This window comes from Nocardia sp. XZ_19_231 (assembly GCF_015355705.1).
GTDB lineage: Bacteria > Actinomycetota > Actinomycetes > Mycobacteriales > Mycobacteriaceae > Nocardia > Nocardia salmonicida.
On sequence record NZ_JACUZI010000005.1, the window covers coordinates 172,428 to 197,027 of the forward strand.

Here is a 24,600-nt window from a genome sequence, read left to right on the forward strand (position 1 = left end):
ATGGCGACTACGTTGTTGGTGGCGGGCTGTAGCGGCCGCACCGGCAGCGGCGTCGAAGAGACCGCGCCATCGGGCGGCAAGGCGGTGACGAGCGAGTTCGGTGACCTGACCGGCGTCTGTCAATCCGGCAATTCGACGAGTTCGCCCACGCAGGGGGTGACGCCGCAGCAGATCGAAGTCGGTGTGTTCACCGACATGGGCTTCACCAAGAACCCCGAACTGGTCGATGCCGCCAAGGTTTTCACCTCCTGGTGCAACGACAACGGCGGAATCAACGGTCGCAAGCTGGCTTTCAACATCCGTGACGCGAAACTGCTCGAGGTCCGCCAGCGGATGCTGGAAGCCTGCCGCGAGGACTTCGCGCTGGTCGGTGGCTCCGCCGCACTCGATTCCCTCGGGGTCAAAGATCGGCTCTCCTGCACGCTGCCCGAGTTCCCCTCACAGGTGGCTCAGGTCGAGAACACCGGTTCGGATCTCCAAGTGGGGTCCGGCGCCTCCTCCTCACGCCCCTACGACACCTACGCGGGCATGCATCAGTGGCTGTTCAAAGAGGCGTACCCGGCGTCGGCGGGCGCTGTCGGCATCATCGTGGCCGACTCGCCGGTGGTGAAGTCCATGGCGGACCGGTACGGGGAGTCGCTGCCCGCCGAGGGCGCGACCCTGATCTACAACGACCTCTATCCGGCGGCCGGAGTCTCGGATTGGACGCCTTACGCGCAGTCCATCAAGGCCAAGGGCGTGAAGGGTCTGATCTTCCTCGGTGACTTCCGCAGCCTCGCCAAGCTCGAGGATGTGCTCACCAGCATGGACTACAAGCTGGACTGGGTCGACGTCACCAGCAACGCCTACACCCCCGCGTTCCTCGAACTGGCCCGCACGTCCCTGTCCGCCCAGAACAACTTCGCCGACCTGTCGGGGACGGTGCCGCTGGAGTCCGCGGCCGGCGCCCCCGCGGTGCAGCGGGCGAAGGATCTGTTCGCCCGGTACGCACCCGACGGGAAACTGACCTACAACGGGCTGCGCTCGCTGATCCAGTGGCTGTTGTTCGCGAAGGCGGCTTCGAGCTGCGGTGACAACCTCACCCGCACCTGCGTCGTGGAGACCGCGCGCAAGGAGACCGCGTGGACCGGGGGTGGTTTGCAGGCGCCCGCCGACATGTCGACCCACACCGTGCCGCCCAAGTGCTTCAACGTGATGAAGGCGACCGCGCAGGGCTGGACGATCGCGGACTTCAAGCCCGACACCGGCCCGTTCCGCTGCGACATGAAGCCCTACGTCTACACCAAGGAGTACGGCCGCCCGCTGACACTGGCCGACGTCGGCAAGAGCATGAGCGACGTCAAATAATGGAGCAGTTCATCGCTTTCGGCATCGTCGGGCTCAGTACCGCCGCGATCTACGCCATCATCGGCAGCGGCCTTGTCCTGACCTTCACCACGACCGGTGTCTTCAACTTCGCGCACGGCGCGGCGGGCATGATGTCGGCCTTCGTGTACTGGCAGTTCACGGTGGGCTGGGGCGTGCCGACGCCGATCGCGGTGGCCCTGGTGTTACTGGTGTTCGCGCCACTGTTCGGGTTGGCGTTCGCGCAGGCGCTGGCGCCGACCCAGGGGCTCGGCGACGCCGAGAAGCTGGTCATGACGGTGGCGTTGCTCAGCGGCCTGATGCTCACCGCGCGCTGGATCTGGAATCCGGACGTGGCGCGCACCCTGCCGCGGTTCTTCGCCGAGCAACGACCGCTACACCTGGGATCGGTGACCATCACCTGGCATCAGGCGTTGACCATGGTCGTCGCGGTGGTGGTGGCCGTTGCCCTGCGTATCCTGCTGTACCGGACCAGAACCGGCGCGGAGATGCGGGCCACCGTCGACGATCGGGCCCTGGTCGGGCTCACCGGCGCCGACCCGCAGCGCGCCAACCGGGTGGCCTGGATGCTCGGCATCGAGTTGGCGGCCGTCGGCGGCATTCTCATCGCGCCGATGGTGGCCCTGGACGCGGCGCAACTGTCGTTGCTGATCGTCAGCGCCTACAGTGCGGCGATCTTCGGACGGCTGCGCAGTCTGCCGATGACTTTTCTCGGTGCGGTCGTCGTCGGCTGCCTGGAGAGCTACCTCACCGGGTACCTGCCGCAGAACGAGTATCTGCCCGGACTGCGGCTGGCCGCGCCCGCGCTGCTGCTGCTCGTCGCGCTGCTGTTGTTCCCGCACGGGCGGTTGCGTGGGCGTGATCGGCGGTTGAGCCCCGTGCCGCTGCCGACCGTGCGTGGTTCGGCCGTGTTCGCGGTCGTCGTCGCGGTGGTCGGGGTCATGCTCGCCACTCTGCTCAGCGAAGCGGATCTGATCACCTACGGCCTGATCTTCGCCTTCGGCGTGATCGCGCTGTCGTTCGTTCCGCTCGCCGGTTTCGCGGGTCAGATCTCGCTGTGCCAGTTGAGCATCGCCGGGATCGGCGCAGTCGCCTACGCCCATCTGGGCGCCGACGGGCAATGGTGGGCGTTGCTCGCCGCCATGGCGATCGCGGGCGCTGTCGGCGCGCTGATCGCGTTGCCCGCGCTGCGGCTGTCCGGGGTGTACCTCGCGCTCGGCACGGCCGCGTTCGCGGTGGTGCTCGACCGCTGGATCTTCACCCTGCCCTCGTTCGAGGTGTTCGGGGTGCGGATCGCCCTGTTCGATCAAGGATCGGTGGATCTGGTCGGCCCCAGCCTGTTCGGGATCCAATTGACCAGTACCGCGCAGGTGACCGTCTTCGCGGCGGTCGTGCTCGGGCTGGCCGGATTCGGGGTGGCGATGCTGCGCCGCAGCCGACTCGGCAGACGGTTGATCGCCCTGCGCGACAGCGAGGCCGCCTACGCCACTCTCGGGGGGAACCTGCTGGCGGCCAAGATGCTGGTGTTCTCGCTGTCGGCGGCGATCGCCGGACTCGGCGGGGCGCTCTACGGCATGCAGTTGCGGTCGGTGACCGCCGAACAGTTCGGATTCGTCGCCGGCCTGCCGATCTTCCTGATCGTGGTCATCGCCGGGCTCGGGGCGGTCGGCAGCGGCTTGTTCACCGGCGCCGTCTATTCGGGACCGCTCAACGCGATTCCCGTGCTGTTCCCAGCGCTGACGAACCTCGTCCACGTGCTGCCCGCGCTGGGTGGTATCGCGTTCAGCGGCGGGTTCCTCGGCCAGGGCGCGCTGGCGCATATGCGCCGCGAATGGGCTGCGGCACTGCGTGATCGAGTCGCGATGGCGGTGCTGATCGGCGGACTGGCCTTGCTGTGGGCGCTGCGCGTGGGTGACGTCGTCAACGGCTACGTGTTCACCGCAGGCGCGCTGATCGCCGCCATCGTCGTGCCGCGCTGGGCGAATCTGCGTAACCGTCCGCCCACGCCCGCGCAGGTGCCGGTCGAATGGCTCGGCATCGAACGGCCGTGGACCACAGCAGACAAGGAGATGCTCGATCGTGGCATCACTACTCGAAGTTGAGGAGGTCACGGTGACCTTCGGTGGTCACCGCGCCCTCGACCGGGCCGGGTTGTGCGCCGAGGCGGGCCGGGTGACCGGCCTGATCGGTCCGAACGGCGCGGGCAAGAGCACCCTGTTCGACGTGATCTGCGGGTTGCGGCGACCGATGACCGGCCGGGTCACGATGAACGGCCGCAATGTCACCCGGCTGGGGCCCTCCCGCCGCGCCGGACACGGGCTGGCACGGACCTTTCAGCGGCTGGAACTGTTCGGCCGCTTGAGCGTTCGCGACAATCTACTGGTCGCCGCCGAGCTCGGACGGCACCGGCGCGCCGCCGCCGGAATCGTCGACGAACTCCTCGGCAGGCTCGGCCTGGACGAGGTCGCCGACACCACCGCCGACGAGCTGCCGACCGGCACCGGTCGGCTGGTCGAGGTGGGCCGGGCGATGGCTGCCCGGCCCAGCGTGGTCCTGCTCGACGAGCCGGCGGCCGGCCTGGACCACACCGAAACCGAGCGGTTCGCCGCGCTGTTGCGGTCGCTGGCCGACGACGGTGTCGCGGTTCTGCTCGTCGAACACGACATGGGCCTGGTCATGAACGTCTGCGATCAGCTCTACGTGCTCGACCTGGGCAAGATCATCAGCTCCGGTCCGCCCGAGGTGATCCGTCGTGACGCCGCCGTACTCGCCGCCTACCTAGGAGAAGGATGACCTTCGCACTCGAACTACACGGTGTCCGTGCGGCTTACGATGCGATCACCGTGCTGCACGGGCTCGACCTGCGGGTCGCCGCGGGCGAGGTGGTCGCGTTGCTCGGGCCCAACGGTGCGGGCAAGACGACCACGTTGCGCGTCGCGGCCGGGGTGCACGCGGTCACGACCGGCCGACTCGTACTCGGCGGCCGCGACGTCACCGGGGCGGACCCTCGCGATCTGGCCGCCGCCGGGGTCTGCCTGATCCCCGAGGGCCGTGGCGTGTTCCCCAACCTGTCGGTGAGCGACAACCTGCTGATGATGACCTTCACCGGCAAGACCCACGCCGAGATCGAGGAGGTGGCGTTCAGCCGATTCCCGATTCTCGCCGAGCGCGCCGATCAGATCGCGGGCACGATGTCGGGCGGCGAACAGCAGATGCTCGCCCTCGCCAGGGGATTGGCCACCGATCCCGCCGTGCTGCTGCTCGACGAACTGTCCATGGGCTTGGCCCCGTTGGTGGTCGAGCGACTCTACGAGCAGGTCGCCGAGATCGCTCGACAAGGCGTGGCGGTGCTGGTGGTCGAGCAGTTCGCCGCCGCCGTGCTCGACATCGCCGATCACGCGGCCGTGCTGGTGCGCGGCCGCATCGAATACCAGGGGCCCGCCGACGGCGAACTCCGCCGCGAACTGGCCAACCTCTACCTAGGAAGTCAATGATGACCGAAACACGTGCCGACCGCTTCGCCCGCGAACTGGCCGATCTGAAGATCCCCGATCCGGCCGCGGGCCGGGGCAGTCTGTGGCTGCGCCTTGGCGCCGTCCTGATGGTAGCGGGCCCGGCGCTGGCCGTGCTCGCCTATTTCCTGGCGCACAACACCTCCGATCCGCTCGCGCAGCGCGACGCGCTGGCGCTGGCGCTCACCGGGGTGGCCGCCAGCGTCGTCGGCGCCGCACTGTTCGTGCGCTACTCGCTGACCGGTGTCCTTCGCTTCTGGATGGCCCGCCAGTCCTACGACCTCGACCGGCTCGGGGACCGACTGTCGGAGAACCGGATTCATCTCGACGATACGGTTGCCGCGGCTCGATGAGGATCTGATCGGGAGCGCCCCGGGGTGGGGAGCGCCCCCGATCAGCGGTCCTCCCAGCGGGGTTCCCGCTCGTCGAGGAACGACAGGACGCCATCGGCATCGGTCTCGGTGCCGATCACCGACTGCCAGTGGCTGAGTCTGCGGGTGTCGCGGGGAACCCGAACTTCGCCGTGGCCGAGGCGATGATGACGTCGCTGCCGAGCAGCAGTTCCAGCCCGCCGCTCACCGCGGTGCCGTTGGCCGCGCCGATCACGGGAATGCGGTGCCGGCCCGTGGCCAGTCGGACGAACGCGGCGTACTGCGGACCGGCGAGGAAGTCGGCGCCGTCGGCCGAGATCATGGCCTGCGCTCCGAATCGAGGAATTGGGCGTCGATGGCGCTGTCGAGTACGCCCATGGGCGCGCCGAGTTCGGCGGCCAGCATGCGCACCACGGCGACGTCCTTGCGGATGAATTCGCCGACCGAGGCGCTGAACGCGGCGACCGAGCCTTTGGCCGCGACGCTCGCGGCGGCGCGGCTGGCCCCGCTGGCGTGCTGGAGGGCCGTCAGTACGGTCGATTCGTCGACGCCGAGTCGGGTGGCCAGCTGGACGGCTTCGGTGACCAGGCCGAGTTGGGCCGCGAAGAGCGCGTTGTTGACCAGCTTCACCCGCTGCCCCGTGCCGAGCGGGCCCACGTGCAACACCGGGTCGCCGTAGCATCGCAACACAGGTCCGGCACGGGCGACGGCTTTCTTGGTGCCGCCGGCGAACACGGTGACGGCGCCCGCGTCGATATCGGGCGGTCCGCCACTGATGGGAGCGTCCACGACGCTGATATCTCGAGTGGCGGCCAGCGCGGCGACATCTTCGATGGTTCGCGGGCTACCGGTGGTGTGCACGATGAGCACCGACCCGGCAGGCATGCTCGACAGCAACGGAGTGTCGAGACAGACTTCACGGACCTGATCATCGGTGAACACGCAGATCACGACCGCGGCGGCTCCGGTGCCGACCGCGGCGGTGAACGACACCGGCTCGGCGCCGGACGCGGTGACCCGCTTGCGTGCCCCGCTGGACCGCCCGAGCGCGCGCACCTCGTGTCCGGCCGCGACGAGGCGGCCCACCATCGGAGCGCCCATCCGCCCTACCCCGACGAACCCCACCCGCAGGGCTGTCACCGAGCGTGATCGATCAGGCTCAGCGTGGCATCGGCCGCGGTGAGCGCCACACCGGTGTCCGCGTCGGACCCGGCCGCGAGATCGGCGAGCAGTTGGATGTCCTTGCGCAGCGTGTGCCCGGCGTGTTCGCCGATCCTGGCCAAGGTGCCCGCCAGGATGCGGCCGAGGGCGAAGCTGTTCGCCGACCCGTGCGCGATCACCTCGCCGAGCTTGGCCTGGTCGACACCGAGGTCGCGGCCGAGCGCCAGGGTGCTCGCCGAGGTCGCGAGATTGGCGGTGAACAACAGGTTGTTGAGCAGTTTGGTGACCTGGCCTGCCCCGATATCGCCCAGGTGCACAACAGGATCGGCGTAGGTCTCGAACACCGGTCGGCACAGATCGACCGCCTCGACCGGGCCGCCGACCATGACGAGCAGACGCCCCTGGGCGACCGCGGGCGCGCCACCACTGACCGCCGCGTCGATCAGCGTGACACCCTGTGCCGCGGCCTTGCCGGCGAGTTCGCGGCAGGTGTCGGGATGAATCGTGCTGTGCACGGCCACGATCGCGCCCGGTGCCAGTCCGCCGAGTACCCCGTCCTCGCCGGTCAGGACGTCGCGGATGTCGGCGTCGTTACCCACGCACAGGCAGACCAAGTCGCTGGCCTGTGCGAGGGCGCGCGGTGTGTGCGCGACTTCGGCCGTGGTATCGGCGAAAGGCTCGAGCGTGGCGGGTCTGCGGGCCCACAGGGTGGTCCGGTACCCGGCCGCCACGATTCGCTGCGCCATCGGCGCACCCTGACTACCCAATCCGATGAATCCGACGCGCATCAGCGCACCTCCCGTTCGAATGTGCTGCTCACGCAGTCTGTTCGGGCTGTGGACGCCAGAACAGCGCGAGCAGTCCCGCGGTCGACACGACGGCTACGCCGAGGGCGATGGCGCCGCCCGCCCAGCCGGTGACGGTGATGTCGGCGGCATGGTCGATCGACAGCCGCCCCGGTCCGAGGAAGGCCAGCGCCAGCGCCACCACCGCCAGGACGAGCACGTACTCGTACCCCTCCTTGAACACGAAGAATCCGTTCGCCAGGTGCGCGAGCAACCCGGCGACGAGCATCACCGCGATCACCGCCGCGCACGCCAGTGGCGTACCGAGGCCGAGGATCAGCAGCACGCCGGCCCCGACCTCGGTGAGCACACTCGCCCACGCCTGCAAGACGCCGTTGCGCAGGCCGAGACCGCTGAACCAGCGGGCCGTGCCCGCGATTCGGCCGCCACCGAGCCAGTGATTGAGTCCGTGCGCGATCATCGTGGCACCGACGACCAGCCGCAGCAGGGTCGGCGCCACATCGGTGACATCCATGGGTTACCTCCTGAGCCACGACTGCGCGGCTCGATCGAAATCAGTTCTCGCTGGTCAACAGGAGCACACCGCTGGGCGTCAGACCACCGCTGCTGGTCACAGCGACCCGCGCACCGGCGACCTGTCTCGGCCCGGCCTCCCCGCGCAGCTGGCTGACCGCCTCGTGCAACAACCCCATGCCGTGGGTCCGGCCGTGCGAGAGCTGGCCGCCGTGGGTGTTGAGGGGGAGCAAGCCGTCGCGGGCGATGTTCTTGCCGCCCTCCAGGAAGTCCTTGGCCTCGCCGATCCCGCAGAAGCCGAGGGCTTCGATCCAGGACAGGCAGTTGAAGGTGAATCCGTCGTAGAGTTCGGCGACATCGACATCGGCCGGGCGCAGCGAAGTACGCGACCACAGGTGCGCGGCCTGGCCGAGCACCTGTGGTTCATGGGTGAGGGTGCTCTGGTCCCACTCGATCCGTTCGAGGATCTGGGTACCGACCGCGGCCACCCGCACCGGTGGCTTGGCCAGATCCGGTGTGGTGTCGATCGCCGAGACCAGCACGGCGACAGCTCCGTCGCAGGGCACATCACAGTCGTAGAGTCCGAACGGGGTGGTGACCGGTCTGGCCTCGAGGTAGTCCTGCATCGTCAGGGGTTCGCGATAGACCGCCGTCGGATTCAATGCGGCATTGGCTCGTTGGTTCAGTGCGATCCAGCCCAGTGTTTCCCTGGTGGTGCCGTAGCGATGGAAATGTCGTTGGGCGTTCTGCGCCAACGTATGCGCGGCCGAGGTGGCGCCGAAGGGCATCATCCAACTGGTGGTCCGGCCGCCCGTCGGCGTGATCTTGCCGGTGCGGATCAGCTCGTTGTACGTCGCCTCCCACACGGTGCGGAAGCACAGCACGTGCCGGGCCAGACCGCCGGCGACGGCCAGCATCGCCGCGATCACCGACCCGCCGGGACCGAAGGTCTCGAAACCGCCGTTGTACCAGGTCGGTCGGAGACCGAGCGCGGCCTCGAGCGCGCTCACCCCGCCCTCGCCGAAACCACCGACATTGCCGCCACCGGGATAGGTCGACAGACCGTCGATGTCGGCCATGGTGAGACCGGCATCGGCGACAGCGCGCTCACACGCCTGAATCGTCAGCGACAGCGGCGAAGCCATCAGGCGCCGACCGATTTCCGACATGCCGATGCCGGTGATGGCGACCTTGTCCTCGAACTTGTCCCGGCCGATCATCGGCCGCACGTGCTCGCCGAACCGGTGCGGCTCGATCTCGTCGGTGGGCAGGGGTGCGGGTTCCGGCTGTTCGGCGGTGGGCCGGAACAGCGGCAACCACACATCCGCGTCCTGTTCGAAGACGACCTCCATCCGCATTCCCAGCACGAGGTCGGCCGGATCGCAGCCCACCACATTGGTGGTGAGCCTGACCCGGGGATCTTCCTCGACCGCGACCTGGGCCACGACATACGGCGCGGTCATCCCCGGCACACTGAACCGCTGGTTGACGGTGAAGCCGATGAGTGTGGCGAAGCCGGAGACATCGCGGACACCGAGGATGTGCCCGTGGCAGTACCGGCACACCGGCTGCGGTGGATGGATCAGGGCCGCGCAAGAACCGCACTCCTGGATCCGCAGGCGACCGTCGGCGCCTGCGGTCCAGAAGAATTCGTTCTCCGCGGTCACCAGGGGCAGTGGCCGCCCCGATGCCTCGGACATCTCGTTCCTCACTGTGTGCTGGCGTCCCGGTGGGCCGTGACAGGTGCCGCGAGTTGCTCCTCGTCGCAGATCTTCTGCAGTCTCACCAGCGTCTCGTCGAGTCCGAGCCCGAGGCGTGGGCCGGGGGTGAACGTTGCCGGAAGATGCCGCATGCCCTGGATGACCCCGATGGTGTCGTAGTGCACCGTGGTTTCGGGATCGCAGCGGTAGTCCGGCATCCGGTCGAGAACGGCGAGCAGCATGCGCTTGAACACGGTGCGCGCCACGTTCGAACCGATGCACCGGTGGACGCCGAGCCCGAAGCTGTAGTGCCGGTTGCGTCGTCGGTCCAGGATGACCTCGTTCGGGTCGTCGAAGACGGCCGGATCGCGATTGGCCATCGCCCACGACAGCCACACCCGGTCGCCTTCCTTGAACTCGGTGCCGACGACCTCGCAATCCTCGGCGATCGTGCGCCCGTCACCCGGGGCGGGCGTGTAGTAACGCAGGAATTCCTCGGTTGCGGAATCGAGGAGCTCGTCTCGATCCCGGCTCAACGTCTCGCGCTGATCCGGGTTCTCCGACAGCCACTCCAGGGCGTGCGCGGTGAGCGCGGTCGTGGTGTCGAAGCCGCCGCCGATGAGCAGCCCCAGCATGCCCAGCATTTCCATATCGGGAAGCGGTTCGCCGTTCATCGTCGCGTTGTTGATCGCGTTGATCAGGCCGGGTCGTGGGTTCTCCCGGATCTCGAACAGATTCTGCAGCAGATCGATTCCCATCGTCCGGTGCATCTCCGCCACCCGCGGATACTCCGGGGAGTCAGGCGGTGTGTATACCGACGCATGGGCCGGCTCGTTGTAGATCGTCCAATTCGCGAGCGGGATACCCAACATGCCCAGCGTCAGCACGGCGGGCACGATATTGGCCAGCTCGTCGACGAAATCGATCCGGCCCGACTCGATCTTCTCGTCGATCGCCGCCCGCACGATCTCGTCGATGAACGGGATCCACCGGGCGACGGCGGCGGGGGACAGGTAGGGGTTCAGTGCCGAACGCACCTCGCGATGCTCGGGCTCGTCCATCTCCAGGATGCCGCCCCGAACCCCGCTGGCCCGTGGGGCTTTCGGAATGGAGATGCCCTTGTAGCCGCGCCGCACCCCGGCCGTATCGTGGTCGTTGGAGATGTGCGGGCAGCGTGCGAGTTCGAAGACTTCACGGTTGCCCGCCGCGACCCAGTGCCCGTCGTGGGTGTCGGTCCAGGCGATCGGGCACTGTTCCTGCATGGATTCGGTGGTCGCGACGAATTCGTCGCGGTATTCGGGGGCGAATCGATCGAACGAGAAATTAGGTTTCTTGCGTGCCTCGTCGGTCGCCACATCGTTGACGCTCATGGCGGTGTCCTCTCAGGAAATAGCGATGGCGCGTTCCGGGCAGGAGTGAGCTGCTTCGCGCACCTGCTCCTCCTGGTCGGGCGAGACATCCTCGCTGACCGGCGACGAATGGCCGTCGAACTCGCTCAACTCGAATGATTGGGGAGCGGTCATCGCGCACAGGGTGTGGCCCTGGCAGCGCTCTGAATCGACTCGAACCTTCACGGCGGGAATTCCTTTCAGGCGTGGTAGTCGTACCACTTCAGATAGCCGCCCGCGTCCACCCGCAACTGGGTGCCGGTGATGAAACGGGACTCGTCGGATGCGAGGAACAGCACTGCGTCGCTGATGTCCTCGGGCTCGACATAGGGGACCGGCATGGCTTGCATGGTGTGGAAGGCAGGTTCGGCGTCCGCGCGGGTCGGATGCTCGAGATCGGGACGGAACGAGCGGTACATCGGCTCGCTCTGCAACATCGGGGTGTTGCAGTTCGTCGGGTGAATGACGTTGGCGCGGATCTTCTTCGGCGCGATGTGGGTGGCGAGTTCGTGCACGATCATCGACAGCGCGCGCTTGGCGACCATGTACGCGACGCCACCCGGATCCTTGCCCGGCTGGTCCACCTTGCTGATATCCATCAGCGCGGCGAGGGAGCCGGTGGCGATGATCGAAGCGCCGGCTTCGAGGTGGGGCAGCCCGGCGTGGATGGCGTTGAGCACGCCGGTCAGGTTGGTGTCGAGCACATCGGTCCAGGCCTGCCACTGCGGCTCGCCCTTCATCCCGGCGACACCGGCTTGAGCCACCACGATGTCGAGGCGGCCCAGTTCCTGCACCCCGTGCGCGACGGCGTCGCGCATCTGCGCGGCATCGCGCACATCAGCCTGGACGGTGACGATGCGCCGCCCCGACTTCTCGACCAGTCGAGCCGTTTCGTCCAGGTCCTCGGGACGCGACAGCGGGTATTGAATGGAGTCGATGTCCTGACAGATATCGACGGCGATGATGTCGGCGCCCTCGGCGGCCAGACGCACCGCATGACTGCGGCCCTGGCCTCGTGCGGCTCCGGTGATAAAGGCGACCTTGCCCTCGACGCGTCCCACGGGAATTCCTTTCGGTGTGTGCGGTGCCCACCGGAAGGTGAGCCCGTTGTCTGGATTGGTACGGCTAGGTGTTGCGTCCGCCGTTGACGCCGAGGACCTGCCCGGTGATGTACCCGGCGCTCTCGGAGATCAGGAACGAGCACGCGGCGGCGATGTCCTCGGGTTGCCCCACTCGCCGCACGGGGGTGCGCTGGATGTGGTCGTCGATCGTGCCGCCGAGCAGCTTGGCCGACTCGGCCTTGCGCAGCATCGGGGTGTCGATGAAACCGGGCGGGATGGCGTTGACCGTGATGCCCACCGGACCGAGTTCGAGCGCCAACGACTTCGTCAGCCCGTTCACCGCGGACTTGGCCGAGACGTAGTGCGCCATGAACGGTTGACCCGAATGTGTGCTCGACGAGGAGATGTTGACGATGCGGCCCCATTTGGCCTCGAGCATGTCGGGCAGGACGGCTTGAATGCAGTGGTAGACGCCGTTGAGGTTGACGTCGACCACCCGCTGCCACTGCGCGAAGTCGATATCGACGAATCGGCCGGTGCCGTCGAGCCCCGCGGCGTTGACCAGGATCGTCACCGGACCGAGCGCGGTGCGGACCGCGTCGAGGGCGTCGCGCACCTGCTCGGGATCGGCGACATCGGCGGCGTGGGCGAATTCGGTTTCGGTCGGCCGCAGATCGAGGGTGGCGACGTGATACCCGTCTGCTTTGAGTCGTTGCGCGACAGCGAGTCCGATGCCGGAGCCACCGCCGGTGACCACTGCGGTTTTCACGCCCACGCCTCCTCGCCGGCGAGGGTGGTCCGGTGCAGCTCGCGCTCGGAGGACGCCTGATAGGGCAAGGCCCGGTGCAGGATTCCGGTGTTGTCCCAGATCACCAGGTCGCCGACGGACCAGTCATGGGTGTAGCCGAAGCGCTCCTGCGTCGACCAGTCGAGCAACTCGTCCAGCAGCGCCCGACCTTCCTCGGGATCCATGCCGACGATGTGATCGGCCGTGGCGCCGATCACCAGGGACTTGCGGCCGTCCGCGCGCTCCCAGACCAGGGCCGTCTCGTGGGAGGGCTGGGTACGCCAGTCGGCGACCTGTTCGGGTGTCGGATCAGGGTGCACCAGTCGCTGCGACGCCTCGAAACTGTGTACCACCCGCAGCCCCTCGTAGCGCTTGCGGTCCGCTTCGGGGAGGTTCTCGTAAGCGGCGTAAGTGCTGGCGAACTGGGTGCCGCCGCCTTCCATGGCGACATGGCGAGCGGTCAGCACGGTGGCCTTGGCCGGCACCTCGTTGGTGGTGTCGTCGATGTGCCAGAAGAACGTGCCCTCCAGGTATTTGGCCGCACGGTTCTTCGCGGGATCGAGAGTGATCGTGAAGATCTCCCGGCCGCCGGGGGCCAACACCGTGCCCAGCTCGCGGCAGAACGCGAGTTGCGCGTCGTCGTCGAGGTGCAGACCGCGCACGACCAGCACACCGCGCCATTTCAGTGCCTCGAGGCACCGGCTGATCACCGTGTCGTCGTGCAGATCGGCGACGCCGGTGACTTCCACCCCGATCGTGGGACGCAGCGCTGTAGTGTGGATCACAAGAATCTCCCTTCCAGTTGCGAGAACCGTACTCTCGCTGAGAGTTCCTTCGCAAGGCCTGATATCGCCCTTTTTGCGAAGGGCGTGCTGCTGATCGGGGTGTGGGTCGCGGCATCCGGCTGATACGCGCCGAGGTGTATGGATATATTGTTCTCTTGAAGTGAGAATCACATTTCCAACGCTCAGCGAGGAGACGGGATGTCATCCCAGGACACGGACTCGGTCGGCGCGTCGGCGCCGACCACGGCAGTCACCAAGCGGTTGCTGATAGACGGACAGCTGGTCGAGGCAAAACACACATTCGCCTCGCTCAATCCCGCGACCGGCGAGGTATACGGCTACGCGCCCGAAGCCACGCTCGAACAGACCGAGGCGGCCATCGCCGCCGCCCGTCGAGCCTTCGACACCACCAGTTGGTCGACCGATGCCGCGTTCAGGGCCCGCTGCCTCGACCAACTCCATCGGGCACTGCTCGACAACGTGGAGGACCTGCGCGAACTGACCATCGCCGAGGTCGGCGCCACCCGGCGCCTCACCCACGGCAACCAACTCGACTTCCCGATCGAGATCGCTCGCTATTACGCCGATCTGCTGCCCGCGTACTCGTTGACCGAGGAACTCGGCGAGCTCGAGATCCGTGGTGAGCGCCACCGGCGCTGGATCGAAAAGGAACCAGCCGGAGTCGTTTCGGCGATCGTGGCCTACAACTACCCGCACCAGTTGGCCCTGGCCAAACTCATGCCCGCCCTGGCCGCCGGCTGCACGGTCGTGCTCAAGGCGGCCCCCGACACACCGCTGGCCACACTCGCGCTCGGTGAACTGATCGCCGAGCACACCGACATCCCGCCCGGCGTGGTGAACGTGTTGTCGGCCGCCGATGTCGCGATCGGCAAGCTGATGACCACCCATCCCGACGTGGACCTGATCACCTTCACCGGCTCCACCCCGGTCGGGCGCCAGATCATGGCGGCGGCGAGCGAATCGCTCAAGCGGGTCTTCCTCGAGCTGGGCGGCAAATCCGCCATGGTCCTGCTCGACGACGCCGACTTCGCCACCACGGCGGTGTTCGCCGCGTTCACCATCTGCACGCACGCCGGACAGGGCTGTGCGCTCACCTCCCGGCTGCTGGTACCACGGGACCGCCACGACGAGATCGTCGAACTGGTCGCCACCAATCTCGGCTGGGTCAGCAGTGGCGACCCCAGTGACCCGAAAACGTATATGGGGCCGTTGATCAGTGCGAAACAGCGCGACAAGGTGCACGGCCTGGTCGAGCGCGCGGTCGCCGCCGGAGCCACATTGGTCACCGGTGGCACCAAGGTCGACCCGGGCTTCTTCTACGCGCCGACCCTGCTCGCCGGTGTCGACCCCGACAGCGAGATTGCCCAGGAAGAGGTCTTCGGACCGGTGCTCGTCGTGATTCCCTATGACGATGACGACGATGCCGTGCGCATCGCCAACAATTCGATCTACGGCCTCTCCGGTGCGATCTTCAGCGCCGATGCCGACCGTGCGCTCGCCCTCGCCCGGCGGATCCGCAGCGGTACCTTCAGCATCAACGGCGGCAACTACTTCTCGCCGGACGCACCCTTCGGTGGTTTCAAGCAGTCGGGAATCGGCAGAGAAAGCGGCGTCGCCGGGCTCGAGGAATTCCTGGAGAGCAAGACCTACGCGGCGATCGTCGGGTTGAGCGAAGCGTCGGGCGGTGCCGAGTAGTGCGGCCGCTGGAGGGAATTCGCGTACTCGAGGTCGCGATGTACGGCTTCGTGCCGTCGGCGGGAGCGGTGCTGGCCGATTGGGGCGCCGATGTCATCAAGGTCGAACACGCGGTCACTGGCGATCCGCAACGCGGCCTTCGACAGATCGGGCGCTTCCGGGTCGACGGTGACCCCAATCCCAATGTCGAACATGCCAATCGGGGCAAACGCAGCATCGGCGTCGACATGTCGGTGCCAGAGGGGCGCGAGGTGATCCACGAGCTCGCCCGTGGTGCGGATGTGTTCCTCACCAGCTTTCTGCCCCAGGCGCGCACGAAATTCGGGATCGACGTGGACGACATCCGCGCCGTGAACCCGAAGATCGTCTACGCCCGCGGCAGTGCGCTGGGCCCACGCGGCGCGGAGTCGGACAAGGGCGGGTTCGACATGACCGCCTTCTGGTGCCGCGGCGCGGTCGCCGCCACCATCACCCCGCCGGGCACCGAGGGCATGATCTCGCCACCGGGACCCGCCTTCGGCGACACCATCTCCGGGACGAACCTCGCCGGTGGCATCGCGGCGGCGCTGCTCAAGCGGGAACGCACGGGCGAGCCGTCGGTGGTCGATGTCTCGCTGCTCGGCAGCGGCCTGTGGGCGCTGGGCCACACCATCGCGCTCTCGGCGCACCTCGGTGAGCCGATGGTGGCACCGGTGCCGGGCGCCCATGGCGCGCCGACCAATCCGCTCTCGGGCCTGTACGCCACGGCAGACGGTCGCTACCTGTCGCTGGTGATGTTGCAGCCCACCAAATTCTGGGCCGATGTGTGCCGTCATATCGGCCGTCCGGAGCTGGCGGCGGACCCCCGGTTCGGCACCGCCGCGGATATCGCGGCCAATACGCAGGAGGCTGTGGCGATCCTGCGGGAGGCGTTCGCGAGCGCAACCCTCGCCGAGTGGACCCAGCGTCTGACCACCCTGTCCGGACCGTGGGCGCCGGTGCAGGACAGCCTGCAGGTCGGCGACGACCCGCAGATCCGGGCCAACGAATACCTGGTGCGGGCCGGTGAGCTCGAATTGGTCTCCAACCCGGTGCAATTCGACGTCACCGCGCCCGAACTGGCGCCGGGCCCGGAGTTCGCCGCGCAGACCGAGGAGATCCTCCTCGAACTCGGGCTGGACTGGGAACGGGTCATCGCCCTCAAGACAGCGGGCGCGATCACCTAGGGAAATCGCCGACTTCCGGCGGCGGCCGTTCGGTCGCCGCCGGAAGTCGGTCTAGCGGCCGTGCTGGACCTGATCGAACGGCAGACCCCGGTCGGCGGCTGCCTCGCGGGGCATCCCGAGTACCCGCTCGCTGATGATGTTGCGGGCCATCTCGGTGCTGCCGCCGGCCAAGCTCCACGCTTGGCGCATCAGGTAATCCTGTCCGGCTCGGCCGGTTCCGGCGTCTTCGGCGTCGGAACCGGTTGCGGCGGCGGCGCCCGCGATCCGTACCGCCATATCGGCTTGCAGCCACGAATTCCGGGCACTGAACAGGCGGACCATCGATCCGGCAGCGGGCACGAGCGCTCCTGCCGCGATCCCGCGGGTGACATGGCCGATCAGCTGGTCGTGGACCATGTTCATGGCCCGCGCCTCCCCGATGTCTTCCCGGACCCGCGCATCGTCGAGTTGCCCGGTGCGCCTTGCCAGTTCGACGAGCCCGGACACGTCACGACCACTGTGGGTCTGCACGCCGCTGGCATACGGCGACGCGCCGCCGACCGCGCTGCGCTCGTGCAACAACTGCCGGTTCGTCGTGTCCCACCCGCCGTTGATCTCACCGAGGACCGCGTCGGCGGGCAGCACGACATCGTCGAAGAATTCCTGGCAGAACTCCTGAGATCCGTCCACCTGGGTGATCCGCCCGATGGTGACACCCGGGGCGCGCACCGGAACCAGGAACATGGTGAGCCCGGCATGTTTGGGCACCGTCCAATCGGTGCGGGCCAGGCACAGCCCGTAGTCGGCCGCGTAGGCGCCCGAGCTCCAGATCTTGGCGCCGTTGAGGATCCAGGTATCGCCCCTGCGCTCGGCACGGGTGGTCAGCCCGGCCAGGTCCGAGCCACCGCGCGGTTCGGACAAGAATTGCACGAGCAACTCCTCACCACGCAGCACCGCCGAGATATGGGTGCGCTTCTGGTCCTCGCTGCCCATGTCCAGAATCGTCGGAGCGCAGATGGTCAGAGTCGGAATGTTGAGTGCCAGCGGCATTTCGTAGGCGCGCGACTCCTCGCTGAACACCCGCTGATGCGCGGGCGTCAGGCCGAGCCCGCCGTACTCCTTCGGAAAGCAGATGCCCGCGAAGCCACCGTCGTACAGGACGCGTTGCAGCTGCTTGGCGCGCTGCCAGGATGCCTCGGACTTACCGGTTTCCCCGTGCTGGTCCGGCGGTGCGGGCGTGAGGTTGTTCGACAACCACCGTCGGGCGCGAATGCGGAACTCGTCGACGGGCTCGAGATCGGCGGTGCTCTGCTCGGTCATGCGACCTTCCTGTCCAGGAGCTCGGTGAGGCGACGCCGATGCTCCTCCGGCGTTCCGTACAGCGCGCGTCCGAGGGTGACCCGCCGCAGGTAGAGATGGATATCGTGTTCCCAGGTCACCCCGATGCCGCCATGGATCTGCACGCAATCCTGGAGCAGGCCGGGGGCGACAGCGCCGATGTAGGACTTCGCGACGCTGACGGCTTCGGCGGTTCTGGTCGGGTCGCCGTGGAAAGAGTTGGCAGCGGCCCACGCGGTGGCACAGCAGGCCGCGAGTGCGGTCTTGTGATCTGCCGCACGATGTTTGAGCGCCTGGTAGGACGCCAACTGCCGACCGAAGGTGTAGCGGTCCGACATCCACTGCACGGTCAGTTCGAAGGCGTGCTCGGCCGCGCCGGTCGACTCCGCGGCGGTGAGCGCGGCGGCGACCTGCACCTGGGTATCCAGCGCCGCGGCGGTTTCGCCCGGATAGCGCTGGACCACCGCGTCTTCGCCGACCACGACGTCGACGAAGGAGACCTTCGCGGTGCGGCGTACGAGGTCGAGCGTCCAGGTCGGAATGACGGTGACACCCGGTGCGTCGGCGGCGATCAGGACCTGGACCGGTCCGTCGGGACCGCGGGCCGACACCAGGAACACGTCCGCCTGATCGCCACACTCCACCCGATCCTTGACACCGGAGATCCGGAATCCGGAGCCCTGGGGCACCGCGAGGGTGTCGACCGCCGCGGCCTCCAGTCCGTGGCCCGGCTCGTAATGTGCCCAGGCGGCGATGGTTTCACCACTGAGCACCGTGGCGAGCAGGTCCACGAAGCGGTTCTGCTCCCTGACCAGGGAGGTCAGCACGGCGCTTGTGGTGACGAGCGGGCCCGGTGCGCAGGCCCGCCCGAACTCCATCGCGACCAGTGCGAGGTCGGCCATCGGCACCGCCGAGACCGATCCGCCGCCGAGCCGCTCCGGGACCAGCGGTGCCGTCCAACCCAGTTCGGCACCTTGCCGCCACCACTCGCGGTCGAACCCGACGCCGGACGCGGCGAGGCCGCGCACGACGTCGAGGGGAACGGATTTCGCGAGGAATTCGCGGGTGGTCGAGCGGAACAACCGCTGATCACCGGAGAACTCGAAGTCCATCAGAGTGATTCCCAGACAGTCACTTTCATGGCTGCCGGGTCGATGGCCGGGCTGAGCTGGATGCGCCCGTCAGCGGAGCGGGCCTGGATTTCCTTCAGCACCGGACCGGCGTCGCCGTCGATATCGTAATCGGCCAGATAGGCGAATTCCGGGGGCTGCCCGCCTACCGGTTGGGCGCGAAATCGGTTGCAGGACTTGACCCCGGGTATCGCCAGCATGTCGGGGATGTGGACCTCGGTGTACCAGGTGTTGTATTCCTCGTCCATGCCCGCGCGCGGACTGGAGAAAACGATCAGGTGCATGACAATGTCCTTCGGTTGGTTCGAGTGATCAGCTGATGTGCTGGGCGGCATAGCGTTCGGCCCATTCCGCCCGAGGCCGGATGGTCAGGTCGACATCGCGGGCCTTGTTCCGCAGTGCCGCGACCGTCGCCTCCTCGCGGGAAATATGGGTGAAAGGATCCCAGTTGAGGAATCGGCAGGCGTTCTGCCAGGTGATCTGATGGATGTCGCTGTCATCGGCGCCGGCGCTGTTGAGTTCTTCCAGCACGAATTCCGGGGCATCGGGGAACAGCGAGTCCGAGTGCGGGTAGTCGCACTCCCACGCGATGATGTCGATCCCGATCTCGTGGCGCATCTTGAGCGAGTTGCGGTCGGTGACATAGCAGGCCATGACGTGCTCGCGGAACACATCGCTCGGCATCCGGCCGCCGAAGTCGCGGCGCAGCCATTTCTGATTGGTGTAATGGCGGTCGGAGCGGTCCAGGTAGAACGGAATCCACCCGATCCCACCCTCGGACAGCGCGACCTTCAGGCCGGGATAGGTGCGCAGCGCCGGACCCCACAGCAGGTCCTGGATCGCGATCTGGGACACCGTCGGCGCGAGGCACATGAGGTTGTCGATCGGTGCGTTCGGCGCCAACCGCAGCGCCCCGAAACCCTGTCCGATGTGCAGGTTCATCACCAGCCCGGTCTCGGCGAGCGCGGCCCAGACCGGGCCCCAGTACTCACCGTCGTGGTAGGAGGGCAATCCGTCGATGTGGGGGAGTTCGGGCATGGTGACGCCACGGAATCCTTTGGCGGCGACCCGGTTGATCTCGGCCACGGCCAGCGCTGGTTCCCACAGCGGCAGAATGGCATTCGGAATGAACCGGCCGGGGTAGGCCGCACACCATTCATCGATGTGCCAGTCGTTGTAGGCCGAGATCACCGCGATGGTGATCTCGTCCTTGAACTGACTCAGATGCCCCGCGCTGAATCCGGCGAACGTCGGAAAGCACATCGAGGACAGAATTCCGTTGGCATTCATGTCCGCCACCCGGCTGTGGATGTCGTAGACCCCCGGACGCATCTCCGCGTAGCGAGCCGGATTCTTGTCCCACTCTTCCTTCGGCCACCCCACCACAGCGTTCAAACCGGTGACGCCCACCGGCTTACCTCGATAGACCCACTGATCGATGCCCTGTTCGCTGGTGATCAGTTTCGGGATGTAATCGGCATATTTCTTCGGTGTGTGCCGGGCGAACATATCGGCAGGCTCGACCACATGGTCATCGATGCTGACCAGGATCATGTCGGTGAAGTTCATGGAGGGTTCCTCGGAGTCAGGCGAATACGGTTAACGCAGTTGGTCTTTCATGACCTTGCCGGTGGCGTTGAGCGGCAACTCGTCGAGGAACCGCACGGATCGAGGTGCCTTGAAGCCGGCCATCCGATCGCGGGCCCACGACACCAGTTCTGCTTCCGACACCGGGCTTTTCGCGACGACGAAGGCGCGGCCGACCTGCCCGAGCCGCTCGTCGGGCACACCCACCACTGCGACCTGGGCCACGGCGGGGTGCTCGAGCAGGAAGGCCTCGACCTCGGCGGGATAGGCATTGAAGCCACCGACGATGAACATGTCCTTCTTGCGGCCGTTGATCCGCAAGCGGCCGTCCAGATCGAGACTGCCGAGGTCGCCGGTGTGCAGCCATCCGTCGGCATCGATGGTCGCGGTGGTCGCGTCCGGATCGTCGAAATAGCCCTGCATGACGGAGTATCCGCGGACCAGCACTTCGCCGTCTTCGGCGATGCGCACCTCCACGCCGTCACACGGGGTTCCGACGGTCGTCGCGACCTGCTCGAAGCTGTCGCTGGGACGGGACGCCGTCGCGGTTCCGGCTTCGGTGAGCCCGTAGCCGGTCATGATCGACTGGAACGGCAGTTCGGTCTTGACCCGCCGGATCAGTTCGACCGGAATGTCGGCGGCCCCGGTGACCGCGGTCCGCAAGGACGACAGATCGTGGGTATCGGGAGCGTCGAGCAGGGCGTGGTACAGGGTGGGCGGCCCGGGAAGCATCGTCACCCGTTCGCGTTCGACGAGTTCGAGCACCCGATCGATCTCGAACACCGGCACCGGCAGGATGGTGGCGCCGCGGATCAGCGAGCTGATCACCCCCGCCTTGTAGCCGAAGGTGTGGAAGAACGGGTTGACGATCAGATAGCGGTCACCCTCGCGCAGGTCGGCCAGATCGCACCACTCCGCGTACAGCCGCAGGGTCTGCCGGTGATTCATCATCACGCCCTTGGGGCGACCCGTGGTGCCCGAGGTGTAGATGATGTCGGCGATGTCGGTGCCGTTCATCGTCCGCTCGAAAGGCTCACCGCTGGCCAGGAAGTCCGATTTCAGATCGATCACCGGGACGCCCTGCGGGCCCGTGTATTCCGTCCCGAGGAAGCCCTGCTGCACCAACAGCAGCTCGGCGCCACTGCGCCGCACGACGTCGGCGGCTTCCTCGGCCTTGAATCGGGTATTGATCGGTACCAGCACGCCACCCGCGGTGACCAACCCGAACGCGGCGATGATCCACTCGGCCGAGTTGGGCGCCCAGATCGCCGCCCGGTCGCCCTTCTCGATGCCCGCAGCCGCGAACGCGCCCGCGGCCCTGCGTACTCGGTCCGCGAGATCGGTGAAGCTCAACCGCAGTGGTCCGTCGACGATCGCTTCGGCATCCCCGAAGCGATCGCCGGCGCTCAGGACCATCTGCGGGATGGTCTCCCAGGTCATACTTTCAGCAGCCTCGCGAGGTTGCCACCCATGATCTTGGCCTGGTGCTCCAAGCTCAGATCCTTGATCTCATGGATGTAGCGCGCAGGCTCGGCCAGGCCCTCCGGATGCGGGTAGTCCGAGCCGAACAGCACGTTGTCCACCCCGATGAGGTCGGCGATCCCGCCGAGATCCTCTTCCCAGAACGGGCTGACGAAGATACTGCGTTTGAGCGCCTCGACCGGGTCCTGATGGCCGAAGCCCTCCGGTGCCTTCTTGGCGACATCGGCCAGATTCTCCAGCAGCGGCGCCAGCCACGACGCGCCGTTCTCGATGACCGCCACCTTGAGTTCGGGGAAGCGGAACAGCGCACCGTGGCACACCCACGACGCCACCGCGTCCTGGATCGGACGCCATTCGGTGGTCATCCGGAAGGTGTTGGTCTGGAACGGCAGCATCTCCAGGCTGGAGCCCTCCCACTCGGCGTTGTGCCGCGAATAGCCGCTGTCGGAGGAGTGCATGGTGACGAGAATGTCGTGCTCGACCACCCGCTTCCAGAACGGGTCGAACTCCGGCAGCGCGAACGAGCGCAGCCCGCGCAGACCGGGGACCGGGGCCGGGCGAACCAGAATGGCCTTGGCGCCGTGCTCGACACACCAGTCGAGCTCCTCGATCGCCTTCTCGACGATGGGCAGGCTCACCACCGGTACGGTGAAGATGCGGTCCTTGTAGACGAAATTGCCGTCTTCGCCCCAGGTTTCGAGCAACCACCGGTTCAGCGAGTGAATCACCGCGTGGATCAGATCGGGGTGGTGACGCATCCGCTCTTCGACGAGGCTGGCCAGCGTGGGGAACATCAGCGAGCGATTCAACTGCAGCTCGTTCATGAGCTCCAGGCGCGCGCCCGGCTCGCGGAAGGCCGGGATGGAGCGCATCGACTTGCCGAAGATCTCCCGCTTGCTCTTGCCCTCCGGATTGCCGTTCTTGAAGTAGTCCTCCATCGCGCCGGGACGGGCGACAACCTCGAACGTGGGGTTGGGAATGTACTCGCTGATCTGGCCGAGGACCGCAATCTTGGTGCGCCCGTTGATCTCGACGTACTTGATGGTCCCCTCGTACTCCGCGGGGAGGAACTTGGTCAGCGCCTCCTTGGTTTCGTAGAGGTGGTTGTCCGCGTCGAACAACTGATACGGCAGATCCAGCTGCGTCATGAGAGCCTCCTTGTTGGGTTATGAGAATCATATTCTCACAAGATGCGCATGGCAATATTCGATAGCTACATTTGCGCCCACACAGTCTTGGTCTGCAGGTAGGCCTCGAGCCCCGCCTTGCCTGCTTCGTAGCCCCAGCCCGACTGCTTGTACCCGCCGAAGGGCATCGAGTGGTCGAACACCATCTGGCAGTTCAACGAGACGGTGCCGGCTTGCAGCTGTTTGGCCAGTCGATGTCCGCGGCCGAGGTCCTTGGTCCAGACAGTGGCGGCCAGGCCGTAGGTGCTGTCGTTGGCCATCGCGACGACCTCCTCTTCGGTGTCGAAAGGCAGGATCGTGACGATCGGGCCGAAGATCTCCTCGCGGTAGAGGCGGCTGGTGGCGGGGTCGACACCGGTGGCCACGGTGGGGTGCACGAAGTACCCGGTTCGATCGAGACGCTGACCGCCGGCCACGAACTCGACGCCCTCGGATTTGCCCTGATCGACATAACCCAATACCCGAGTGAGCTGCTTGGCGCTGATCAGCGGGCCGGCCATGGTGCCCTCTTCCTTGGGCCCACCCATCTTCATGTTGTCGGCCAGGTTCGCGATGCCCGCCACGACCTTTTCGTAGGAGCCGCGCTGCACGAAGACGCGCGAACCGCACACACACGCCTGGCCCGAATGTACGAAGGCGCCGAATCCGGCCATCATGATCGCCATATCGAGATCGGCGTCGTCGAAGATCAGCACCGGTGATTTGCCGCCGAGTTCGAGGGTGATCTTGTTGAGGTTGCTCGCCGCCGAGGCTTGCACGATCGCCCGGCCGACTTCGGTGGAGCCGGTGAAGGCGACCTTGTCCACGTCCGGGTGCGCGGTGATCGCCGCGCCGGTGGTGTGTCCGTGGCCGTTGACCAGATTGACCACGCCCTCCGGTACGCCGGCCTGGGCCAGGAGCCGGTCGAGTACCAGCGCCGAAAGCGGAGTCTCCTCGGCGGGTTTCACCACGCTGCTGCACCCGGCCGCGAGGGAGGGAGCGACCTTGGCACAGTAGTTGAAGACCGGCCCGTTCCACGGGAAGATCAGCCCCACAACGTCGTAGGGCTCCTTGAGGGTGTAGCCGTGCTGTCGCGATTCCACGCCGGTGAGCCCGCCGGCGTTCACGTCGTGAGCGATGCCGTCGATCTTGGTGCACCAACCGGCGTAGTAGCGGAACCATTCCGAACCGATGCCAACGGTGAGCGCGGCCTGGTTCTGTGGGATTCCGGCGTTGGCCGATTCGAGGTCGGCGAGCAACTCGGTGTTCTCGTCGATCAGATCCGCGACGCGCCAGAGGATCTTGGCCTTCTCGCTGCCCGCCAGGTTCTTCCAGATGCCGGATTTCGACGCCGCTTTCGCCCGTGCGACGGCGTCGTCGACGGCTTCGGCGCCGCCGTCGGTGAATTCGGTGAGCTGTTCCTCGGTGACGGGATCGACGACGGGGATCGCGTCTCCGGTGCCCGGTCGGTTGCGGATTTCGTCCAGCACATTCTGCACGGTCATGGTGTAGCTCCTCGCGTGTCAGCGGTGTTCTCGAGCGCAACGG

Annotated in this window: 24 protein-coding genes; 7 read left to right on the forward strand and 17 right to left on the reverse strand. The window is 66.9% G+C overall.

All coding sequences use genetic code 11. The annotated features are described in order from the left end of the window. From IBJ82_RS22790 to IBJ82_RS22810, 5 genes are read left to right on the forward strand one after another with little or no spacing between them, the layout of a single operon-like run. Positions 1-1,347 carry an ABC transporter substrate-binding protein gene (locus IBJ82_RS22790; protein ID WP_194828425.1) on the forward strand — a complete coding sequence of 449 codons (1,347 nt, stop codon included), beginning with the start codon at positions 1-3 and terminating at the stop codon, positions 1,345-1,347. After that, positions 1,347-3,467 carry an ABC transporter permease gene (locus tag IBJ82_RS22795; RefSeq protein WP_194828002.1) on the forward strand — a complete coding sequence of 707 codons (2,121 nt, stop codon included), beginning with the start codon at positions 1,347-1,349 and terminating at the stop codon, positions 3,465-3,467. Before IBJ82_RS22790 ends, IBJ82_RS22795 begins: the two co-directional genes overlap by 1 nt. Continuing rightward, a complete protein-coding gene (locus IBJ82_RS22800; RefSeq protein ID WP_194828003.1) occupies positions 3,445-4,158 on the forward strand; it encodes an ABC transporter ATP-binding protein in 714 nt (237 codons plus the stop codon). Before IBJ82_RS22795 ends, IBJ82_RS22800 begins: the two co-directional genes overlap by 23 nt. Next, complete coding sequence (locus IBJ82_RS22805; protein ID WP_194828004.1) at positions 4,155-4,859, forward strand: ABC transporter ATP-binding protein; 705 nt, start codon at positions 4,155-4,157, stop codon at positions 4,857-4,859. The genes IBJ82_RS22800 and IBJ82_RS22805 overlap by 4 nt, the downstream gene beginning before the upstream one ends. After that, positions 4,859-5,230 carry a hypothetical protein gene (locus IBJ82_RS22810; RefSeq protein WP_228537552.1) on the forward strand — a complete coding sequence of 124 codons (372 nt, stop codon included), beginning with the start codon at positions 4,859-4,861 and terminating at the stop codon, positions 5,228-5,230. Before IBJ82_RS22805 ends, IBJ82_RS22810 begins: the two co-directional genes overlap by 1 nt. Before the next feature lie 115 nt (positions 5,231-5,345). On the opposite strand, the gene IBJ82_RS22815 is transcribed toward IBJ82_RS22810, so the two are convergent. The 10 genes from IBJ82_RS22815 to IBJ82_RS22860 all read right to left on the reverse strand — a co-directional run bounded on the left by IBJ82_RS22815 (position 5,346) and on the right by IBJ82_RS22860 (position 13,449). Then, entirely contained in the window at positions 5,346-5,570 is a 225-nt protein-coding gene (locus IBJ82_RS22815) for an enoyl-CoA hydratase-related protein (RefSeq protein WP_194828006.1), read from the reverse strand. Continuing rightward, on the reverse strand, positions 5,567-6,379 hold the full coding sequence (locus tag IBJ82_RS22820; RefSeq protein ID WP_194828426.1) for an NAD(P)-binding domain-containing protein: 813 nt from the start codon (positions 6,377-6,379) through the stop codon (positions 5,567-5,569). The genes IBJ82_RS22815 and IBJ82_RS22820 overlap by 4 nt, the downstream gene beginning before the upstream one ends. Positions 6,380-6,384: 5 nt before the next feature. Next, positions 6,385-7,197: an NAD(P)-dependent oxidoreductase gene (locus tag IBJ82_RS22825; RefSeq protein ID WP_194828007.1), complete on the reverse strand. Its 813-nt coding sequence runs from the start codon at positions 7,195-7,197 to the stop codon at positions 6,385-6,387. A 28-nt stretch (positions 7,198-7,225) separates the two neighbouring features. After that, entirely contained in the window at positions 7,226-7,729 is a 504-nt protein-coding gene (locus tag IBJ82_RS22830; RefSeq protein WP_194828008.1) for a DoxX family protein, read from the reverse strand. 40 nt (positions 7,730-7,769) lie between these two features. Then, positions 7,770-9,428: an OB-fold domain-containing protein gene (locus IBJ82_RS22835; RefSeq protein WP_194828009.1), complete on the reverse strand. Its 1,659-nt coding sequence runs from the start codon at positions 9,426-9,428 to the stop codon at positions 7,770-7,772. A gap of 8 nt (positions 9,429-9,436) precedes the next feature. Beyond that, a complete protein-coding gene (locus IBJ82_RS22840) occupies positions 9,437-10,798 on the reverse strand; it encodes a cytochrome P450 (protein ID WP_194828010.1) in 1,362 nt (453 codons plus the stop codon). A 12-nt stretch (positions 10,799-10,810) separates the two neighbouring features. After that, positions 10,811-11,002 (reverse strand): ferredoxin, encoded by a 192-nt coding sequence (locus tag IBJ82_RS22845; protein ID WP_056809101.1) that lies wholly within the window; start codon positions 11,000-11,002, stop codon positions 10,811-10,813. A gap of 14 nt (positions 11,003-11,016) precedes the next feature. Then, positions 11,017-11,877 (reverse strand): mycofactocin-coupled SDR family oxidoreductase, encoded by an 861-nt coding sequence (locus IBJ82_RS22850; RefSeq protein ID WP_194828011.1) that lies wholly within the window; start codon positions 11,875-11,877, stop codon positions 11,017-11,019. Positions 11,878-11,941: 64 nt separating this feature from the next. Continuing rightward, positions 11,942-12,646, reverse strand: coding sequence for an SDR family NAD(P)-dependent oxidoreductase (locus IBJ82_RS22855; RefSeq protein WP_194828012.1), 705 nt, complete (start codon positions 12,644-12,646; stop codon positions 11,942-11,944). Next, entirely contained in the window at positions 12,643-13,449 is an 807-nt protein-coding gene (locus tag IBJ82_RS22860; RefSeq protein ID WP_194828013.1) for a TauD/TfdA family dioxygenase, read from the reverse strand. The genes IBJ82_RS22855 and IBJ82_RS22860 overlap by 4 nt, the downstream gene beginning before the upstream one ends. A gap of 198 nt (positions 13,450-13,647) precedes the next feature. On the opposite strand from IBJ82_RS22860, the gene IBJ82_RS22865 reads away from it, so the two are divergent. Beyond that, positions 13,648-15,165, forward strand: coding sequence for an aldehyde dehydrogenase family protein (locus tag IBJ82_RS22865; RefSeq protein WP_194828014.1), 1,518 nt, complete (start codon positions 13,648-13,650; stop codon positions 15,163-15,165). Beyond that, on the forward strand, positions 15,165-16,370 hold the full coding sequence (locus IBJ82_RS22870) for a CoA transferase (RefSeq protein WP_194828015.1): 1,206 nt from the start codon (positions 15,165-15,167) through the stop codon (positions 16,368-16,370). Before IBJ82_RS22865 ends, IBJ82_RS22870 begins: the two co-directional genes overlap by 1 nt. Before the next feature lie 51 nt (positions 16,371-16,421). On the opposite strand, the gene IBJ82_RS22875 is transcribed toward IBJ82_RS22870, so the two are convergent. From IBJ82_RS22875 to IBJ82_RS22905, 7 genes are all read right to left on the reverse strand, one after another. Further along, positions 16,422-17,669: an acyl-CoA dehydrogenase family protein gene (locus tag IBJ82_RS22875; RefSeq protein WP_194828016.1), complete on the reverse strand. Its 1,248-nt coding sequence runs from the start codon at positions 17,667-17,669 to the stop codon at positions 16,422-16,424. Next, positions 17,666-18,799 carry an acyl-CoA dehydrogenase family protein gene (locus IBJ82_RS22880; RefSeq protein WP_194828017.1) on the reverse strand — a complete coding sequence of 378 codons (1,134 nt, stop codon included), beginning with the start codon at positions 18,797-18,799 and terminating at the stop codon, positions 17,666-17,668. Before IBJ82_RS22880 ends, IBJ82_RS22875 begins: the two co-directional genes overlap by 4 nt. Then, positions 18,799-19,101, reverse strand: coding sequence for a DUF4286 family protein (locus IBJ82_RS22885; protein ID WP_062980699.1), 303 nt, complete (start codon positions 19,099-19,101; stop codon positions 18,799-18,801). Before IBJ82_RS22885 ends, IBJ82_RS22880 begins: the two co-directional genes overlap by 1 nt. Positions 19,102-19,129: 28 nt before the next feature. Next, a complete protein-coding gene (locus tag IBJ82_RS22890; RefSeq protein ID WP_194828018.1) occupies positions 19,130-20,386 on the reverse strand; it encodes an amidohydrolase family protein in 1,257 nt (418 codons plus the stop codon). A gap of 30 nt (positions 20,387-20,416) precedes the next feature. Beyond that, positions 20,417-21,844: a FadD3 family acyl-CoA ligase gene (locus tag IBJ82_RS22895; RefSeq protein ID WP_194828019.1), complete on the reverse strand. Its 1,428-nt coding sequence runs from the start codon at positions 21,842-21,844 to the stop codon at positions 20,417-20,419. After that, positions 21,841-23,034 carry an amidohydrolase family protein gene (locus IBJ82_RS22900; RefSeq protein ID WP_063002887.1) on the reverse strand — a complete coding sequence of 398 codons (1,194 nt, stop codon included), beginning with the start codon at positions 23,032-23,034 and terminating at the stop codon, positions 21,841-21,843. Before IBJ82_RS22900 ends, IBJ82_RS22895 begins: the two co-directional genes overlap by 4 nt. A 65-nt stretch (positions 23,035-23,099) precedes the next feature. Further along, positions 23,100-24,557, reverse strand: a complete 1,458-nt coding sequence (locus tag IBJ82_RS22905; RefSeq protein ID WP_056809078.1) for an aldehyde dehydrogenase family protein — start codon at positions 24,555-24,557, stop codon at positions 23,100-23,102. Positions 24,558-24,600 lie beyond the last annotated feature (43 nt).

What these genes read in the sequence shown, in the direction of transcription:
- IBJ82_RS22790 (WP_194828425.1), top strand. Translation starts at nt 1, where the DNA reads ATGGCGACTACGTTGTTGGTGGCGGGCTGTAGCGGCCGCACCGGCAGC.
- IBJ82_RS22795 (WP_194828002.1), top strand. Translation starts at nt 1,347, where the DNA reads ATGGAGCAGTTCATCGCTTTCGGCATCGTCGGGCTCAGTACCGCCGCG.
- IBJ82_RS22805 (WP_194828004.1), top strand. Translation starts at nt 4,155, where the DNA reads ATGACCTTCGCACTCGAACTACACGGTGTCCGTGCGGCTTACGATGCG.
- IBJ82_RS22810 (WP_228537552.1), top strand. Translation starts at nt 4,859, where the DNA reads ATGACCGAAACACGTGCCGACCGCTTCGCCCGCGAACTGGCCGATCTG.
- IBJ82_RS22815 (WP_194828006.1), bottom strand. Translation starts at nt 5,570, where the DNA reads ATGATCTCGGCCGACGGCGCCGACTTCCTCGCCGGTCCGCAGTACGCC.
- IBJ82_RS22825 (WP_194828007.1), bottom strand. Translation starts at nt 7,197, where the DNA reads ATGCGCGTCGGATTCATCGGATTGGGTAGTCAGGGTGCGCCGATGGCG.
- IBJ82_RS22830 (WP_194828008.1), bottom strand. Translation starts at nt 7,729, where the DNA reads ATGGATGTCACCGATGTGGCGCCGACCCTGCTGCGGCTGGTCGTCGGT.
- IBJ82_RS22835 (WP_194828009.1), bottom strand. Translation starts at nt 9,428, where the DNA reads ATGTCCGAGGCATCGGGGCGGCCACTGCCCCTGGTGACCGCGGAGAAC.
- IBJ82_RS22840 (WP_194828010.1), bottom strand. Translation starts at nt 10,798, where the DNA reads ATGAGCGTCAACGATGTGGCGACCGACGAGGCACGCAAGAAACCTAAT.
- IBJ82_RS22865 (WP_194828014.1), top strand. Translation starts at nt 13,648, where the DNA reads ATGTCATCCCAGGACACGGACTCGGTCGGCGCGTCGGCGCCGACCACG.
- IBJ82_RS22875 (WP_194828016.1), bottom strand. Translation starts at nt 17,669, where the DNA reads ATGACCGAGCAGAGCACCGCCGATCTCGAGCCCGTCGACGAGTTCCGC.
- IBJ82_RS22880 (WP_194828017.1), bottom strand. Translation starts at nt 18,799, where the DNA reads ATGGACTTCGAGTTCTCCGGTGATCAGCGGTTGTTCCGCTCGACCACC.
- IBJ82_RS22885 (WP_062980699.1), bottom strand. Translation starts at nt 19,101, where the DNA reads ATGCACCTGATCGTTTTCTCCAGTCCGCGCGCGGGCATGGACGAGGAA.
- IBJ82_RS22890 (WP_194828018.1), bottom strand. Translation starts at nt 20,386, where the DNA reads ATGAACTTCACCGACATGATCCTGGTCAGCATCGATGACCATGTGGTC.
- IBJ82_RS22895 (WP_194828019.1), bottom strand. Translation starts at nt 21,844, where the DNA reads ATGACCTGGGAGACCATCCCGCAGATGGTCCTGAGCGCCGGCGATCGC.
- IBJ82_RS22900 (WP_063002887.1), bottom strand. Translation starts at nt 23,034, where the DNA reads ATGACGCAGCTGGATCTGCCGTATCAGTTGTTCGACGCGGACAACCAC.
- IBJ82_RS22905 (WP_056809078.1), bottom strand. Translation starts at nt 24,557, where the DNA reads ATGACCGTGCAGAATGTGCTGGACGAAATCCGCAACCGACCGGGCACC.